The organism is Carboxylicivirga sediminis (assembly GCF_018156225.1).
In the GTDB taxonomy this organism is placed as follows: Bacteria; Bacteroidota; Bacteroidia; order Bacteroidales; family Marinilabiliaceae; genus Carboxylicivirga; species Carboxylicivirga sediminis.
The window spans coordinates 45342-64902 of sequence record NZ_JAGTAR010000016.1; the positions used below are offsets into that span (position 1 = coordinate 45342).

General features: G+C 39.5%; 9 protein-coding genes. 8 read left to right on the plus strand and 1 reads right to left on the minus strand.

Annotated elements, in window-relative coordinates; translation table 11 throughout:
• Nucleotides 1-33 precede the first annotated feature (33 nt).
• From KDU71_RS11400 to KDU71_RS11425, 6 genes are all read left to right on the plus strand, one after another.
• Nucleotides 34-2202, plus strand: a complete 2169-nt coding sequence (locus KDU71_RS11400) for a sulfatase-like hydrolase/transferase (RefSeq protein WP_212190956.1) — start codon at nucleotides 34-36, stop codon at nucleotides 2200-2202.
• Between the two features lie 12 nt (nucleotides 2203-2214).
• Entirely contained in the window at nucleotides 2215-4929 is a 2715-nt protein-coding gene (locus tag KDU71_RS11405; RefSeq protein WP_212190958.1) for a sulfatase-like hydrolase/transferase, read from the plus strand.
• Between the two features lie 5 nt (nucleotides 4930-4934).
• On the plus strand, nucleotides 4935-6329 hold the full coding sequence (locus KDU71_RS11410; RefSeq protein WP_212190960.1) for a sulfatase-like hydrolase/transferase: 1395 nt from the start codon (nucleotides 4935-4937) through the stop codon (nucleotides 6327-6329).
• 29 nt (nucleotides 6330-6358) lie between these two features.
• Nucleotides 6359-6814: a DUF4625 domain-containing protein gene (locus KDU71_RS11415; RefSeq protein WP_212190962.1), complete on the plus strand. Its 456-nt coding sequence runs from the start codon at nucleotides 6359-6361 to the stop codon at nucleotides 6812-6814.
• A 361-nt stretch (nucleotides 6815-7175) separates the two neighbouring features.
• Nucleotides 7176-9500: a T9SS type A sorting domain-containing protein gene (locus tag KDU71_RS11420; RefSeq protein WP_212190971.1), complete on the plus strand. Its 2325-nt coding sequence runs from the start codon at nucleotides 7176-7178 to the stop codon at nucleotides 9498-9500.
• Nucleotides 9501-9568: 68 nt separating this feature from the next.
• Nucleotides 9569-13615: a hybrid sensor histidine kinase/response regulator transcription factor gene (locus KDU71_RS11425; RefSeq protein ID WP_212190973.1), complete on the plus strand. Its 4047-nt coding sequence runs from the start codon at nucleotides 9569-9571 to the stop codon at nucleotides 13613-13615.
• A gap of 75 nt (nucleotides 13616-13690) precedes the next feature.
• Here KDU71_RS11425 and KDU71_RS11430 read toward each other — a convergent pair whose 3' ends face one another.
• On the minus strand, nucleotides 13691-15127 hold the full coding sequence (locus tag KDU71_RS11430; RefSeq protein WP_212190979.1) for a T9SS type A sorting domain-containing protein: 1437 nt from the start codon (nucleotides 15125-15127) through the stop codon (nucleotides 13691-13693).
• A gap of 387 nt (nucleotides 15128-15514) precedes the next feature.
• Between KDU71_RS11430 and KDU71_RS11435 the strand changes: the two genes are divergently transcribed.
• Both KDU71_RS11435 and galB read left to right on the plus strand, forming a co-directional pair.
• Nucleotides 15515-17008, plus strand: coding sequence for a hypothetical protein (locus KDU71_RS11435; protein ID WP_212190980.1), 1494 nt, complete (start codon nucleotides 15515-15517; stop codon nucleotides 17006-17008).
• A gap of 5 nt (nucleotides 17009-17013) precedes the next feature.
• The gene (gene galB, locus KDU71_RS11440; protein WP_212190981.1) at nucleotides 17014-19488 is read left to right on the plus strand and encodes a beta-galactosidase GalB; all 2475 of its coding nucleotides are present in this window, start codon (nucleotides 17014-17016) and stop codon (nucleotides 19486-19488) included.
• Nucleotides 19489-19561 lie beyond the last annotated feature (73 nt).

Consider the following 19561-nt stretch of genomic DNA (forward strand, 5'->3'; position numbering starts at 1 on the left):
TTATTGATGATTAGTAAAATGAATCTAAGTTATATGAATAAGTGTATTGTATTGATTGTTTTATTGCTGGTTAGTTTGCTGGCAAGTGGTCAGGAAAAACCCAATGTTATTGTGATTATGGCCGATGACTTGGGCTATGCCGATGTGGGCTTTAATGGCTCCACCGAAATTCCTACGCCCAACATCGACCGCATTGCCGACAATGGTATTAAATTTACCAGTGCTTATACCACTTATTCCGTTTGTGGTCCGAGTCGGGCTGGTTTTATTACAGGGCGCTATCAACAACGTTTCGGTTTTGAGCGCAATCCTTTATACCGTGTTGATGATCCGTATATGGGCTTGCCACTCGATGAAATGACCATTGCTGAATCCGTATCACAGGTAGGCTATAAAACCGGTATTATAGGCAAATGGCACTTGGGAGCCCATATTTCCAACCATCCCTTAAATCGTGGATTCGATGAGTTTTATGGTCATCTGGGTGGGGGGCATCGATATTTTCCGGAAGACCTGACTATTGAAGATAGTTATGCAGCAACCAATGAGGAAGAAAGCTACCTGACATGGATTTTAAGAAACCATAAACCAGAAAAAACAGACGAATATATCACCGATGAATTTTCCAATGAGGCTGTAAATTTTGTCAGTCGTCATAAGGACCATCCATTTTTTCTGTTTCTTTCATACAATGCACCTCATTCGCCTATGCAGGCTACAGATGCAGATCTGGCTTTATTTCCGTCGTTAACTGATAAACGGAAAATTTATGCGGCTATGGTAAATGCGGTAGACAGAGGTGTTGGTAAAGTGCTTGATAAATTACAGGAGCTAAATATTGAGGAGAATACCATTATCTTTTTCTTGTCTGACAATGGTGGCCCAGAAAGTAAAAATGCCTCAGATAACGGTATTCTTCGTGGTGGCAAAAGCGATGTGTTTGAAGGCGGATACCGTGTGCCTTTTGCCATGCAATGGACTGGTGAGATTGATGGTGATGTAACTTATGATTTCCCGGTATCATCGCTCGATATTTTCGCCACTTTATCAGCACTGTCAGAATCACCAGTTAATCCTGATAAACCACTGGATGGTGTTAACCTGATCCCATATCTGAATGGCGAGCAAAGCGGAAGACCCCATGAAACAATTCATATCCGTAAGTTTGATCAGGATCGTCATGCCGTGCGTTACGGTGATTTGAAATACATACGGTTTATGGCTGAGAGTCCTAATCCAAGGTTATACAATTTGAATACCAATATCAGTGAAAGCGATGCAGATGGACAGAATCTATACTGGAATGCTGATTATAAGCCCCAGCGAGATGAATTACAAGCAATTCAAGCCGAATGGGAAAAGGGTTTAATTCACCCACGTTTTTTAGGTTTGGTACACGATGAGCTGGTGTGGGCAACGGAAGTGAACTTGTCTCGTGAGAATATTGAACTTAATAGCAATGATACATACCAGCTAGAGGCTTCCATCTTGCCCAATGATGCCTTTAATGATGTGATAGAATGGAACAGCAATAACCCTTCTGTAGCATCGGTGGATGAAAATGGTAAGGTCACCGCTCTTAGTGATGGGTATGCTATTGTTATAGCCCGGGTCGTAGATCTTCAACAAGTATTTAAGCAATGTGTTGTTAAAGTTGGCAGTCCGGATGAAGCCAGTACCATCACACTTTCAGATAATGTGCTGACAATAACCACAGGCAAGCCTGCCAGCCTAACAGCAGAAGTTAATTCCAGCCGCAGTTACGCCATTGAATGGAGCAGCAATAATATGGCTGTTGCAACGGTTAATGAGCATGGACAGATTCTAACACATCATCAGGGGCAGGCAGTTATAACAGCTAGGGTAATTGGCAGTCCAAACATATCTGCTGAGTGTGAAATTAATGTTGAAGACTACCAGGAAGATACCGGAATTTTTGATAATGATTTGGTACAGGCTGATTTCTTTTCGGTTTACCCAAATCCACTGGTGAACGGACAGGCCACTATTTTACTTAAAATGAATGAGCCCAAAGTCTATATGCAGCTTTATGATGTTTCCGGACAGTTGGTTAAGGAAAAGACTCTGGAAGGAGTCCGTCAGTATATTTTAAATGTGAGCGGCTTAGCGAATGGCTTGTACTTTATCAATATGAATACAGATAAAATGGTGCAGGCAAAAAAAATACTGGTCAGGAACTAAAATTGATAGAAGATGTTAAGAGGCGTATTTATACTTTTATTGGGAGTGATTTGTCTGGGCGGTAATGCACAGGAAAGGATGAATGCCGTGCTGATTGTACTGGATGATATGAACGACTACATTGGCGTAATGGGAGGTCATCCCCAGGCTAAAACACCCAATATCGACCAATTGGCGAATGAGGGTGTGTTCTTTTCAAATGCCCATGCCAATGCTCCAATTTGCGCACCTTCCAGAGCCAGTTTTTTATCGGGTTTGTATCCTTCAACAACAGGTAATTTTGGATTTGCCCATATTGCCGATAATGAGGTTTTGAGCAATTCCAAGTTCATTATGGAGTATGCTGCTGAAAATGGTTATGAAACTTATAGTACCGGCAAAATATTTCATCGAAGCGGGGATGATCCCTCAAAAGTAAAGGGAGAGAAGCAAGACCAGGGACCCTATGCCTGGGACGGTACTAATCCGATTCCGCATCCTTCGGTACCAGAACCATTTCGTAATGTTGGGCTTTTAAATGGCTCATTTGCGCCTTTATCTGATGTGCCACCAGGTGGATGGCGTAACGATTACAATGGCAGTACGCCATTTCGATATGTATCGTCCAGCGACCGGGATAAAATGTGCGATGAAATAAGTGCAGATTTTGTAATGCAGTGGATTGAACAGCACGAAACCTTAAAAGCTCAGGGTAATGACAAACCATTTTTTATGGCTTATGGAGGTATGAAACCCCATACCCCACATGTGGTGCCGCAACGATTTTTCGATATGTATCCCTTGGATAAGGTGATGATACCGGAAATACTAAAGAATGATTTAAAAGATACCTACGGGCAACATTTCAGTATAGGCGGATTTAATGACTTTGATTCCCTGCTGGTGTCCTACGCTACAGCTGAAGAAGGCTTGCGCCGTTATGTGCAAAGTAAACTGGCCTGTATTACTTTTGCCGACAGCTTGGTTGGAGTCGTTCATAATGCCATAAAAAACAGTTCGTTCGCTGATAACACAGTTATTATCCTGTGTGGCGATAATGGTTTTCATATGGGCGAAAAGTGTCGTTTGGCTAAAAATACCTTGTGGGAAGAAAGCACAAGAATTCCGTTTATGGTAAAGGCCCCGGGTTTTAGTGCCTCTGAAGGGGCTATTGTATCACACCCGGTAGGTTTGATTGATATCTACCCAACTTTTAAGGATTTATGTGCCTGGACAGGGGAGACCCAAAAGAATGCACAGGGAGCCGAATTGGATGGACACAGTCTACGTGCCTTTTTAGAGAACCCAAATACTGCATCTTGGGAAGGACCTGAGGTGGCTCTTGAATCAGTCGTTAATCCGGCTTCCTCAGAAATAGCTAAGCAAAACTATGCGGTTCGGTCAAAAGACTACCGATATATTCTTTATCCGTCTGGAGACGAGGAATTATACGACCTTTCGGTGGATAAAAATGAGTGGAACAATGTCATTTTTGATGAGACATATGCCGCAATAGCTCAAGAACTGCGTGAGCAATTAAAAGCGCTTGTGCCGGAAGTCAGTTTTGAGAAAACAAGTTCTATTGCTTATCTCTTTTACGATGATTTTGAAAGTTATAAAGAAGGTGATGATTTATTGACTGAGGGATATAAGCAAAAAAATGGTGAGGCTACCACAACAACACTAAGGCTTGAAGATGATAACCAATACGCTTTAAATGTATCTGTCAACGGAAGTGTCATAAGTATGCGCAGAAATATGAAAGGCCTGACGCCTGATAAACTCTACTTTTTCGAGGCTTCCACACGGGCTGAAACCACTGTGACTGCCGGCTCGTGGGAAGCGCTAACTCCCAATACCATCACCGGCCACAAATGTGCCGATTGGCAAACCTTTTCAGTGCCATTAAAACCTAACAAAGATTCGTGGGCAAAGGGTGAGGCCATGAATTTATTCATTGCTTCGGCACAGAATAAACCTTTAGCAGTTGATAGTTTTTCATTCTATGCTGCTGACCTTAAGATAACTGCTCAGGGCTTTAATGAAAATGAGCTGATAGCTGGTAATGATTATCAGTTTGAAGCGATAGCTACTCCTGCAAGGGAAGCCTGTATATGGTCGGTTATTGAAGGCAGCGGTTCGGCTACTATTAATACAAATGGACTATTAAATGCTATTTCTGAAGGAAGTGTTCAGGTGGTGACTACAATGGAAAATTACCCGTCGGTAAATTGCACAACAGATGTGTTTATTTGGGATGAGGCAGTTACTTCAATACTTACAATTTCTGATATTAAGGAGGCTTTAATGGTGGATGTACCAACTCAATTAACAGCCACTCTTAATCCTGAAGTAGATATCCCTGTATTATGGAGTGTTGACGATGAGAGCAAGGCCATTATTAGCCAAACAACGGGTTTGTTAATACCTATTGATTATGGGACTATTACTATTACAGCAAGCTTATACAAACATCAGGATGTATTTACTACTGTACAATTAGATATTAACGAAAATACTTCCGTTGAGGATCTTAAGGCATCCTATTTTAAAATCTATCCTAATCCATCCAATGGTACTTTTTACATTGATGGAGATGGCATTGAGCCATGCTATAAGGTGTATGATTCAATGGGAAGACTTATTAAAGATACCAAAGGTCCGTTATTAAACTTACAAGGGTATACTAAGGGTATTTATTACCTGGTAATTGATAAAGATAATGTTGAGAAAATCGTATTAAAATAAAACTCATGTTTAAACATCTACTTTTACTATTAATGCCACTTATAGCTGTTTCATGCAATATGTCGGCAGATAAAAATGCACCTAAGCAACCTAATTTGGTTGTGATCATGACCGATGATATGGGTTATGCCGATGTTGGTTTTAATGGGTGTAAAGATATTCCAACGCCCAATATTGATCAAATAGCCGATCAGGGCGTGCGTTTTACTCAGGGCTATGTGACTTTTCCTGTTTGCGGACCAAGTCGTGCCGGTTTCTTAACAGGGCGTTATCAAGATCGATTTGGATTCACAACAAATCCATCAATTGATCCAAATAATCCTATTTCCGGCTTGCCTGTGGAAGAAGAAACCATGGCTCAGGTATTGCGCAAAGCCGGTTATAAAAACGCCATAGTAGGTAAGTGGCATATGGGTACACATCCAAATTTTCATCCTCTGGAACGTGGCTTTGATTATTTCTATGGTTTTTTGTCGGGCGGACATAATTATTACCACGATGAATTGTATTTAAACGACCTGTCGGAAGTGACAAAAATGTGGGAGTGGTATCGTACCAAGATCATTGAAAACAGGGACAAAGTGGAAACAAATGATTACCTGACGGACGAATTATCTGATGCTGCGGTTAACTTTATTAAAGAGAAAGCGAGTAATGATGAGCATTTTATGCTCTACCTGGCCTATAATGCACCACATACACCATTACAAGCTACGGAAAAGTATTTGTCACGCTTCCCCGACATAAAAGATAAAAAGCGCCGGACTTATGCCGCCATGGTGAGTGCCGTTGACGATGGCGTAGGCCGTGTTTTAAATACCCTAAGGGAAAATGGAATTAATGATAATACCATTGTTGTATTTCTGTCAGATAATGGTGGCGCACACAATAATGCATCTGATAACGGACCTTTGCGAGGATTAAAAGGCGACTTGTTTGAAGGTGGTATACGAGTGCCTTTTGCCATGCGTTGGCCTGCTGTTATTCCTGCTGGTCAAACTTATAACAAAGCCATTTCCTCGATGGATATAATGGCAACCATTGTTGCACAAAATGGTATTGAAATAAGCGCTGAGCGCCCTTTGGATGGAGTTGATTTAGTTCCCTATTTGACGGGTGAATCAAAAGAAGAGCCTCATGATTATCTTTTCTGGCGCAAGTGGGAGCAAAATGCCATGGCTATTCGCCACGGTATGAATAAACTGGTAGCTAATAATAATCAAAATAGCAGTCCCTCTGAATTGTACAATATAGAGAATGAAATAAATGAGCAGACGAATATAAAAGCCGAAAATGAAGAATTATCAAATCATCTTCTGCAAGAATGGGAAAAGTGGAATGCACAATTGAAAGATCGTGTTTTTCCGACACTTGGGGGTGATGAATGGTGGATAGATTAACGCAAAAATAAATATTAGAACCTACTATTATGAAAAAGATTTTGGAAGTCAGTGTATTCTTATTGGTAATGTTTATTGCAGTAGGATGCGGTGGCAGCGGTAGCGAAGTGGAACCGGAGCCAAAGGATGTTATGAATCCTGAAATGACAATAACAAAACCTGTGGAAGGGGCCACTGTAATAAAGGGAAATAGTCTGGATTTATCTGGTACTTTTACTGATGATATTGAACTAGAAGGTCTAATCATAACTTTGAGCTTTAATCAGACTAAATCATCAAATGGTATAACAGATCCATGGGAACCAATCAACAATCCGGAGCTAATTGCTTTAACTGGAAAGGAAGACGAAGTAACCAACCACCAATTGTTTGAAGAATATATTCCTGCCGATTGTAAAGGCGGTCAATACCTTTTGACTCTTGAATTAAAAGATAAGGCAGGAAAGTCAATAAGCAAGCAAATCAATATCATTATTGAAGGATAATTGTGACATAACAGGGTAAACTGGCAACTGGGGAAACTTAGTTGCCAGTTTTATTTTATAGCAGTTTCTTTAAATTGGAATAGCGCTTAAAGACCCCTGCAGAGTGATTCAGTTTAAATGATTAATTCTTGTTCTGCCGAATTTTAATTCTGATTTTAAGCCCAGCGGAAATTGCAATATGAGTCGTGTTTTATTTGTCGTAACTTCTGAATGATGATGCATATTTGTGTCTTAGTGTTTGTAAATGTGATGATTGGGTTTGTGTAGTGGGCTTGATGTTTGCATAAATTTGCTAATCGTTGTCAGATATGTGTTAATGTGTATTGTTGGAGATGGATATTTTTGTGACAAAACATATAAGATGATGAAAGGTATATTCATATTGGCAGGCTTAACTTTTTGTTTAGCCTTAACAGCCCAAACAGTGGTATGGCAAGCCCAAGCCGAAGATGGAACATTGAGCGGAGCAGCTGAGGTTGTTGAAGGCTGTGCCAATGCGTCGGGTGGTTTCTTTGTTAAATTGTCCAATAAAGCCAGTAATACCCTTAGCTTTAATAATATTGAGATAAGCAAAGCAGGTAACTACAAACTATCGGTTTATCATTTTAATGCTAGTCCTGTGGATCTAGTAATAGAGGTGAATGGTGTTTCGCTGGGAACAAAAGAGTTTCCGGCGGGTGTCTGGTGTTATCAGGGGAGTGCCATCGAAACAGTTTTTGATGTTGAGCTTTCAGTGGGTACAAATTCCATATTGCTCAGCCCCGAGGAAGGTCTTGGGTCGCCATTGCTTGACAAGTTAGTGCTCATTGATGAGTCTGGCGACCTTAAGCCACAGAAGTACTATGTAAGTAGCTCTTTCGGAAACGACACTAATGCAGGAACATCGCCGGAAAATCCATGGGCCAGTCTGGCACGTGCCAGTGATCAACTCTTAAACCCGGGTGATTCGGTTCTGTTTAAATCCGGCGATACTTTTATTGGTCAGTTGCAAATCAATCACTCCGGAACAAAAGATATGCCATTATATTTTGGAAAATATGGTGAAGGAGATTTGCCTGTCCTGGACGGTGCATTAGCCGAAGGTGGTGCACATTTAACAACGGTTGCAATCACCAATCAGGATAATATTGAATTGGCGTTTCTCGAAATTACCAATGATCGTCAGACCTCTCGTGCCGGTGTGTCTGATAACCTGGCCTATGGTATTGATGTTCAGAATACAGGTCCTGATACGCTACGAAATTATCATTTTCATGATCTGACCGTTCGTGATATTTTTGCGCCAACTACAGAAAATCAGGATTTTAACGCTATAAAAGTTTCGGCTATTAACTTTTTCACAAGCAAAAATACCGAAGTAGGTAAAGAACGTAATATTCAGGATGTTTTGGTTGAGAATTGTTATATAGCCCGCACTACCCGTTTAGGCATAAAAACCGGTCATGCCGGAGGAGATGAAGGTGTAGGGAATGATTCTATCAACCGAAATATGAACCTGGTGTTTCGCAACAATCATTTCTACCAAACAGGCGGAACTTGTATTCTTCCTACCAAAACCTATAACTGCCTAATAGAACACAATATTTTTGAAGAGCCAGGGTCAGATGCCGATCCAAGAATGGCCAACCGGGGGAGTAGTGTTTGGTTCTTCAGTAGTCGCAATGGGATCTCTCAATATAACAAATGCTATAGTGTTCGTGGCTATGCCGATTCCTATAGTCAGCACATCGATTTTGGAAATCGCAACATCATCATACAATATAATTATAGCGAGGATAGTGAAGGTGGTTTTGTGGAAATATTGGGAGAAAATGTGAATTCAACCTACCGTTTTAATGTCAGTGTGAATGATGGTTTTCGAGATTTTAAAGGGAATACCTTATGGGTATCGGCTTATGCCGGTAAAGATCGTGACATTTTATCCGATAGTAGCTTTATCTATAATAATTCGGTATATGTGGATGCGGCCATTACACCGGATATCTCCTTTGTAGGAAAAAACATATTCGTTTATAATAATATTTTTCAAGCTACCGGAGCTGCTACTATCGGACAGGAGGTAACAATGGAAATTGAGCCAGGCAGCCAGTTGTACATGTCAAATAACCTATATTACGGCAACATTACTAGTACATTTAAAAATTATGATAGTAGTCCTGTAAATGGCAATCCATTATATGTGAATGGAGGTGGTTTAACAACTGAAGACTATAGAGTTACTGATGATAGTCCGGCTATTAATGCAGGGAAACAATTTCCTGAACCTGTTTTTCCAATGGCCGGCAAGGGAATTTTCAAGGATATTGCAATCACACCCAATGTAGATATGTTTGGCAATCCGGTTGGCGTATCAGATTCAGTCCCTAATATAGGTGCCGATAATCGAAATAATTCCTATGTGGGCATACATGATCTTGAGTTAGTTATTGAAGAGTCGATGACTATCTATCCCAATCCTGTAAAGGATCAGGTGATGGTAACTGTGCATGGCGTAAAAAAAGGAAAAGTATCGCTTGTTTTGTCTGATATAAAAGGAACCTTGTTACAGCAAAAAGAAATGGATATAAACCCTAATTTTAACCAACTGAAGATGACTATTAATCCTGATTTGCGCAATGGAATTTATATCTTAAGTATCGAGGAAAAAGGTAAGTATGTCAGCAAAAAAGTAGTGATCTACCGATAAGATGACCCAATAGCCACCTACCTGACTTTTTAAGTTCAATTATCTTTTAAAAATGGTATTTTTGAATTATGAGTAAAGGGAAAAAGTGTTTTTACATAGTAAGTTTAGGCTTATTACTTATAGGTTTTTTATCTAAAGCCAATGAAAATGTTCGCTTCGAACACCTGGCTTTGCCACCTGGCATTAATTCTACCGTAAAATGCCTGATAGAAGATTCAGAAGGTTTTATGTGGTTTGGCACTTCCAATGGATTGGCCATGTATGATGCCTATTACCTAAGGCAGGTTGATTTAGTATCTGATGGAATACCAGGGGCATTTGGCTCCATAAATGCTCTGGCTGAAGATAAGATGCAGCAAATATGGATTGGAACTGAAAATGGTGTTTTTATATACAATAAAACCACAGAAACTTCAAAACGAATTGATGATGAATACCTAAGGGGAGTTCAGTGTCGCACTATCCATATTGGATTGAATGATGAGATTTTTATCGGCACAGCAGCTGGTTTTTTTATTTACGATCACGAAGGGAGGTATCAGGAGCGTTATCTTCACCAGGCTGAAATGGGAAGTGGTTTAAGTCATAATATGGTACGTTGCTTTTATGAAGATAAAGATCAGCGTATATGGATCGGAACCTTTGATGGATTGAATTGCCTGGACAGGAAGAAGAAAGAAGTAAAGAAATACAGATTGCAGCCTGAATCAAGTTTAAAAAATAACAACTTGATCTTAAGTATTCAACCGCGTTATCAGGATTCGGATAGTATATTATTGGTTGGAACCGAAACAGGTTTATGTGTTTTCAATACTGTAACTGGTGAGTATTCAAACTTCCGGCATGTTAAAGGCAAAAAATCCCTTAGTAATGATGTGATCAAGTCAATCTGCGTAGATGGAGCCAATGTGTGGATGGGAACTGATCTGGGCCTGAATCTGTTTAATACAATTGAAGAGCGGTTTTATAATTATTTCCACGACTATAGAAATACCTTTTCAATAGCAAATAACGTCATTCACCAGGTATTTGTCGATCGACAGAAAAACCTATGGCTGGCAACTGACAATGGAATTGATAAGATGTACCTGCGCAGTAGTAAGGTGTTGCTCAATAGGTTTTATGAGTCGTCGAAAGTGCTGGAAGGAGAATTAAATGTCACAGGCTTATGTGGCACAAGGAATGGAGATGTATGGTTAGCTACCAGGGAAGGTTTGATTCAGTATAATAAAGAACATAATGAATATCAAAAATACTTGCCTCCCAAATTACTACACAATAAAATTAGTGATGTGCTTTGTGACAATAACGGGATGTTTTGGATATCAACTCCAGGAGGTTTAAATACTTATAATAGTCATACCGCTGACTTTAAAAGTTATGAGGCTGATGTTTATAATGATTACGCGCTAAAAACAAATTATATTCATGTTCTTGCTCAAAGTAGTTCCGCAATATGGATCGGTTCATACGATAAAGGTCTGCATAAGGTGGTAAAAGATGGGAAAGGGCAACTGAAATTCCATAATTTCCGTCACGAGTCTGACAACAGAAACTCTATCAATTCGGACAGGGTAACTGATGTAATTGCAGATCAAAAAGATAATATATGGATATCAACTAGTAAGGGACTTAATAAAATAGATGAATTAAGAGGTGTAGTTGAACGTTTAAAAGTTATCCCTAATGCGAATAATCAGTATGTAGGTGATTTGTTTATTGATAAAAGTAATACACTCTGGATTGCTACATATCACGGTTTGTTTTATACTGACACCGATGAGGTAAGGTTTAAAAGAGTTGAAGAGATTACATTTGATATTCAATCTGTAGCAGTTGTGGGATCAGGAGTGTACTTGATTTCAAATAATGTCTTCTACTTCTTTGATCTATCAAGTCGCGAACTTTTGCGCATTCCCAATGCAGATTTAGGCCTTAGATCAATTTTAAATGTAGAAATCCTCGAGGATGATAAACTTGTCCTTTATGGGAAAGAGGGATTTGTGACTTTCAATATGAATGATGTTGAAATTGACACAAATATCCCTAAAGTCAACTGGACCAACTTCTCAATACTAAGTGAAGATATTAAACCTTTCAGAATGCGTGATGACCGATACGTGATCAATCGTCGTATCAATGAAATGGAGAATATTGAGCTGAAATACAGTGAGAATACATTCCGTTTAGATTTTTCTTCATTGCAATATAGCCATGGTAAAGATTGTAGTTATATGTTTTTGCTAGATGGTTATGATAAAGAATGGCGAACGACCTTGCCAAATCAGGCCTATGTGTCATATACACAGGTGCGCCCAGGTAAATACACTTTGAAAGTAAAAGCATCAAATAAATATGGATTATTCAATGATGAATGGCGTGAAATAGCTATTAGGATCAAACCTCCTTTATACTTGTCTTTGTGGGCAATAATATTCTATGTTGTTGTTCTAGTTATGTTGTTTGTCATATCCAGGAAGTTGCTTATAGCTAGGGAAAAAGCGAACAGTGATATTCGATTCCAAACGATGCAGCGCCAAAAAAGTGAAGAACTGGTAGAAATAAAAACACGATTTTTTACCAATATCTCACATGAACTAAAAACGCCACTAACACTTATCAGTAGCCCGGTAGATGACTTGTTAGCATCGGAGCCTGATGAACCGATCAAATCGTCATTAATGTTGGTTAAGCGAAATACCGACAGGCTTAAGAATCTGGTCAACCAAATACTTGATATTCGTAAGATAGAAAGGGGAGGAGAGAAGTTATCCGTTCAGGAGTACGATATTATTCGTTTTTGCGATCGTGTTATTGGTCAGTTTAAAGAGGAAGCTGAGCGACGTAATATGCTGCTGCAATACAATACCAGCGAATCATCATTAATGATGTGGTTCGATATGGAGAAACTGGAAAAAGTATTGGTCAATTTACTTTCCAATGCCTTTAAGTTTACGCCTGATGGCGGATTTATCCGAATTGAAGTGAAGGATGCAAGGAAGCTGGCAGGCAAATTGAATGAAGTGCAGATCGCCATCACCGATGATGGCTGTGGCATCAGTAAACATGCTCAATCTGATGTTTTTGATCGATTCAATACTCAGGCTTCACCCAATTACAGTAATCAACAAGGTACAGGTATTGGCTTGTCACTGGTAAAAGAGTATGTTACTATGCACGGTGGACAAATCAAGCTTGAAAGTGAACCGGATAGTGGTAGTTGTTTCTCTTTTTCCATTCCTCTCGATAGAAATAAATTTGATAAGTATGAAGAGCAAATTGAGTTAATAGAAGCAGAAGCGGAAGAGGTTGAAGCTAAACAGAACGCCTCCGAAGAGATCGCTAAAGTTAACCTGGAGCAGGAAAGTGGAAAAATACTTATCCTTGTGGTTGAGGATGATAATGATATGCGCGAGTATATTATTTCCGGTTTAAAGAAGCATTATAAGGTAATCTCGGCCGAAAATGGTGTTCAGGGGCAAAAGTTGGCTGTCAAAGAGGTGCCTGACATCATTATTTCTGATTGGATGATGCCCCAAATGAACGGCATTGAATTGTGCAATAAGGTTAAAAATGACCTCAGAACTTGCCATATTCCCCTTATCTTGTTAACAGCAAAAGGTGGATTGGAAAGTAAAACTGAAGGTATTGAAACAGGTGCAGATGACTATATTCAAAAGCCATTCAGTATGGCTTATTTGCAGGTACGTATCAAGAATCTGTGGCAACAGCGAGAACGACTTAAGAAGGTCTATCAAAAACAAACCAACCTGGAGCCTTCAGAGGTAACGGTAACATCGTTGGATGAAAAATTCCTGTCAGATCTGATGAACTTGCTCGAGAAAGATATGGATAACCCTGAACTCAATGTTAAAACAATGAGTGAAATGATGGGAATGAGTCACACTAATCTTTATCGTAAAATCAAGGCGCTGACAGGACAAACTGCTACAGAATTTATTCGTACCATCAGACTGAAAAGAGCAGCCCAGCTTCTTAAAGCAGGTCAGTTAAATGTGAGTGAAGTGATGTATATGGTTGGTTTTTCGCACCGTTCCTATTTTACACAAAGCTTCAAAGCCATGTATGGCGTATCGCCAAAAGAATATAAGTAAGCACAACTATTAGTGCCAAAAGAAAGTCCTGAATACATTACATCCAGGACTTTCTTGTTTTAACTTTTCAGGCTTTTATCTAATAAGCATTTTACGAGTGCAGGTTTGTCTATTGGCAATGAGCTTAACCAATACGATGCCTTTTATATCAGATGGTAATACAATGCTGTTTGTTCCGGCAACCAGCTGGCTCGAATAGAGCTTTTGGCCACTTAATGCAAACACTTCAAGCAAACTGTTGTCTGAATTGGCGATTTTTACTTTAAATGCACCATTATTTGGATTAGGAGTTATCGATACTTCCATTGCTTCTCTTTGAATAGTTGTTGCAGTCGTATATTCAAAGGAACCCATATCCGGTGCGCTGCCGCGATTGGTATCTTGCATATCGGTCGATTCAGCCGTTGAAACATCAGCTGCATCAATAGCAATACTGCCTGCAAGCAACGGTAAGGTATAAACGCCATTTGCGCCTTTTGTGAATGTACCAAAGCTAATGGCGGCTTCTGTGGCGTTTTCTCCGGCGATGCAGTCTGTTCCAATAGCAGTTGCATAGGCATTAGATATGATATTGTGATGATTGATGCCTCTTTCGGTTATTTCAAATACTTTCGAATCAGTACCACCAACATCAAGACCTGTGCCCCATTTATTTTCTAGTGAATTAAACAGGATAGAGTTGGTGAGGGTAAGTGATTTCCCTCTTATAAAACGAATACCTACAGCCATTGGGTTATTTGCCGGATTTATAATTTTCGTATAAGCCAGCGTTGAGCTGTTCATTGTAATTGTGCCCCTAGTGGCATCTGCATTTTCAGAAAAGATAGCGGCTCCTTGATCCTTGTTTGATCCGGTTACAGAATTGTTGTAAATAACAGAATTACTGATCGTGATATCATTGAGCTGGCTATCATTAGAAGATTGTCCAAATATAGCAGCACCTTTTAAACCACCAGATACGTTATTGGCAATACAGCTGTTGGTGATGTTTATGCTGCCCCATGATATAATAGCTGCACCATTTGCACCCGAATAACAATTTAATAGGTTACAGTGATCTATAGTGATCGATTGTCCTGCATAAACGGCAATAGCTCCACCCGCCGTGGTACTGTTTCCATATCTGAGAGTCATGTTTTTAATAGTTACTTCGGCTGATGCTCCAAGACTTATTATTCGCTTATTTGATTCTGCACCTGTACCAATATAATCAGGTTCGTTAGCCTGAGCCTGAATGATCACAGCATTGGCATCGTTATCCACACCTTTAATGGTAATGCTTTTATTAATCAAGATATTAGGGTGTGTATATGTACCAGCAGCCACTTTTATCAGATCATTATCCGATGACTGATCAACTGCGTGGTAGATAGTGGCAAAAGCTGAGGATTCGCTTTGACCGTCATTACCATTGTCTCCACTTGCACCATTAACATACCACGTTGTTTGGGCAAGAGAAACGGTGCTTGCTGCAAAAAAAAGAGATAGGAGTAAAAGTTGAAATTGTTTCATAAAGATTGAATTAAGTTAAACTAATTAAATTTTTTGAGTGATCGTAAATATGCGATCGTATACTTTAAAAATAACTAACTATCAGAAGGTAGGTGTTTTGTATGTTGCTTATAATTAGCGCATAATGCAATTGAGTAACACAAATACGACAAGATGTAACACATATATAGCATGATGCCTATGTGTTATTAATAGACCTTTATATGAAAAGCTAAACAATAGCAAGTCTGTATGTTTGTTTCTACAGAATTTTTTTAAAAGTATGAAGAAGACCTTAGTGAATAAACATTGGATTGAGGCATTGATTGTCATCCTGCTAATCGGAGGCATGATTTTTTTGCTGCGCATCTTATTCAAGGTGTATTTATAACTGTCTAAATTGTTATTATGAATGATAATAAGATATATTCCTTCACCTATATTAGTGTCATATTGATACTCATATTAGCTATTGTGGCTTGTAGGGAAGGTAATAATAATGTGAGCTTAACACCCGACACAACGGAAACGATTTACGATATTCTGGTGGATGCCAATTTACCAAAGGGTAGAGTCAGCCCACTCCTCATGGGATTTGGAACGATCTATTCATTTGAGAAGGATGAGATGTGGCAGAATGGACAAGGTATGATGCCAAGCATGTTAAAGCGTTTTAATACCGGAATTCTACGTTATCCTGGTGGGGCCCTGGTTAACCGTTATCACTGGAATAACTTAAACGGGGAAGGATGGAAAGATAACTGGAATCCAAACTACGATACCGCCAATGATAAGGATCCGCGAGAGTATATGGATGTTGATGAGTACATGATGAATGTGCAGGCAATTGATGCAGAACCAATGCTCGGAATCAATATGGGATCAGGTTTGAAATATGACCGTGTGCAGGATGGTATTGATGAAGCTGTGGCTTTAGTAAAGTATTGTGAAGAACATGGCTATGCTGTCAGGTACTGGTATCTGGATAATGAACCTTATCATGATGGAGCCAACTATAAGATGACGGCCGCAGAATATGCCGAACAGATCAATTTGTATGTGCCTGCGATGAAAGCAATAAATCCGGATATTGAAATTATAGTAAATTGGAAACATAATATTACAAGTGAGAATAATTCGCTGATTACTTTGATTGAAGCAGCCGGCAAACATATCGATATAGTAGAAGTTCACTGGTACTGGCAATGGGGTGAATCAAGTTTTAATCTATGGAAAGATAACAGCCCTATGAGTACTAAAAACAAATGGTATAATGGCGGCTCTTATGCTGATGAAATAATGGCATTTAAACCGTTAATGAACTCATTGGGATATCCTCACATCAAGCTGGCAAGTAATGAATGGAATATTGGTCCTTCAGCATCTGAAGCCTCACATCCATCTAAATTTGAATCCGCGTTAATGCAATCAGAAATGTTTTCGCAATACATAGATGCAGGTATGCACATGGCCTGCTTTTGGGGTGCATACTGGCCACTTGCAGAACAAGGAACAAATACTGTGAATCGATATTTGCTTGACCCAACTGATGATTATAGTCAGAATCCTTCAGTTACCATGTTTGAATTGTTTGCCGATGCCATGGGAAGGGAACAGGTTGAATGCCGTTCAATGATCAGTGATGTTTATGACATCGCAATTCGTGATGATGTCAATGACCAATTGATCATTTATGTACTGAACAAAAAGGATTCAGGGGAATCGCTGTCGACAGGGATTAAAATAAAGGGCTATGAGATAGGAGCCGTTAATGCGATATCTTTTGTAGATAAGATGATGTCAGAAAGTCATCTGGCAGGAACCGATGTCAAGGTGGAAGACGATCGTTTAATTCTGCATTTGCCTAAAAACTCCCTAACTAAAATCGTTGTAAAAAGATAATAAACATGCGTTATATAAGTTTATTCATAATATGTTTGCTGGTCACCGTATTCCATTCGTGCTCATCACCTCAGGTTCGTTCGAGAGAATCGTTTAATGAAGATTGGTTGTTTTGCAAAGGCGAAATAGGTCAGGAGCATCAGTGTAAATTTAATGATGCCGATTGGCGAAAGCTGAGTTTACCTCATGATTGGGCCATAGAAGGGCCTTTTGATGAGTCAAATGATACACGTACCGGGGGATTACCCGTATACGGAACTGCTTGGTATCGCAAGCATTTCATTGTTGACAAAGCGGAGCAAGGTAACTGTGTAACCATCGAATTTGATGGCGTTATGAATAATGCAGAAGTGTATTTAAATGGACACAAAGTTGGCAAGCGTCCTTTTGGATACATTGGGTTTGAGGTCGATTTGACACCCCATATCAGGTTTGGAGAAGAAAATATTTTATCTGTTCGCGTTAATCCTGAGGAATTATCAGCGCGCTGGTATCCGGGAACAGGTATTTACAGGAACACTTGGCTAGAAATAAAACATCCAGTTCATGTGGCTCATTGGGGTACTTATATCACAACACCACAAATCAATGAGGATGAAGCATTACTTAATGTACAAACTACAATTGAAAATAAGCAACTCTTAAAAGGTAAGTTCACCATAGAGACATTGGTAATTGATACTTTGGGACATAACGTGGCATATAGTAAAAGCAATGTTGTGTTCGAGGGGTCCAGGCAAGCAGAGGTTAACCAGCAATTGGTTGTTAAAAAACCACAACGATGGCATTTGGATAATCCTTATCTTTATAAGGTTCAGACCAAGCTTAAGAAAGACGGTGCTTATATCGATAGTTATGAAAGTACTTTTGGAATTAGAACGATTGAATATACAAAGGAAAATGGGTTTCTACTGAATGGTAAACAAGTGCAGTTTAAAGGCGTTTGCATGCATCACGATTTAGGTCCATTGGGAGCAGCGGTTAATTACAGGGCTACAGAACGTCAACTGGAAATTATGAAAGGCATAGGTATCAATGCCATTCGAACGGCCCATAATCCGCCATCGCCTGAACAATTAGAGTTATGTGATAAGATGGGTATACTGGTTCAGGTAGAAGCTTTTGATGAATGGAAAGCCGGAAAAGTAGAAAATGGATATAATAAGTATTGGGATGATTGGCATGAGAGAGACCTGCGGGATATGATAAAACGCGATCGTAATCATCCCTCAGTAGTGATGTGGAGCATTGGTAATGAGATAAAAGAGCAGCGAAAAAAGGATGGGGGAAAATTGGCTAAACACCTGGTTAATATCTGTCATGATGAAGATCCTACACGTCCTGTGACCGCAGGTCTTAGTCAGTATCCACACTGTATTACAAACGGATTGGCCGATGCTGTTGATGTGGTTGGCTTAAATTATAAGCCTACTCAGTATACGAATGTTCTCCAGTATAATCCAAATTTTATTGTGTATGGTTCTGAGACTTCCTCTGTAGTGAGTTCGAGAGGTGTTTATCATTTACCAATTGAAAACTATGAAAAGCATGAGTCGTTACAAGTAACCAGTTATGATATTGTAAGTCCACCATGGGCTTATCCGCCAGATTTTGAGACTAATGCTCAGGAAACGATGTCACACTCATTGGGGGAATTTGTATGGACAGGATTTGATTACCTGGGTGAACCAACTCCTTATAATGGTGAAGACAATATGACACACGGTAAATGGACTGGAGATTGGCCATCGCGCAGTTCTTACTTTGGTATTGTTGACCTATGTGGCTTTCCAAAGGATCGCTACTATTACTACCAAAGTATCTGGACTGAGAAACCAATGGTGCATATTTTGCCACACTGGAACTGGGAAGGTTCACCTCACAAAACAATACCGATTTACTGCTATACAAATTGTGATGAAGCAGAACTTTTTTTAAATGGTAAGTCACTTGGTAAGAAAGTGATGGGAGAGGATAGGACAACAATTCCAGCGGATTTCGCTTGGTGGAAAAAGCCGGAAACAACATGGGATTCGCCATATCGCTTAAACTGGAATGTTAAGTACGAACCTGGAGAATTAAAAGTGGTCGCATATAAAAACGGAAAGTTAGCTGCAGAAAAAATAATTGTTACAGCTGGTGAACCATACCAAATAAAGCTGCTTCCTGATAGAAATACAATTAAAGCCGACGGGTATGACTTATCATTTGTTACTGTTCGGGTTGAAGATGAGAATGGTAATTTATGCCCGTTAGCTGATAATATGGTTAGATTTGATGTGGAAGGTCCAGCATGTATTGCTGCGGTAGGAAATGGAAATGCTGCCACTACAGAACCGTTTCAGGCTGATCATCGCAAAGCGTTTAATGGTTTATGTATGCTTATTATCAAAAGTGAATTAGGTCAAAGGGGTGTCATTAAAATTACAGCCACTTCAGAAGGATTAAACTCTGTAATTAGCGAAGTTATCGTAAAGTAAAATGAAGACAGAATCATTAACAGCCAGGACTAGAATAGAAAAACTACAATGAAAAAGGTCTATCTTATAATAG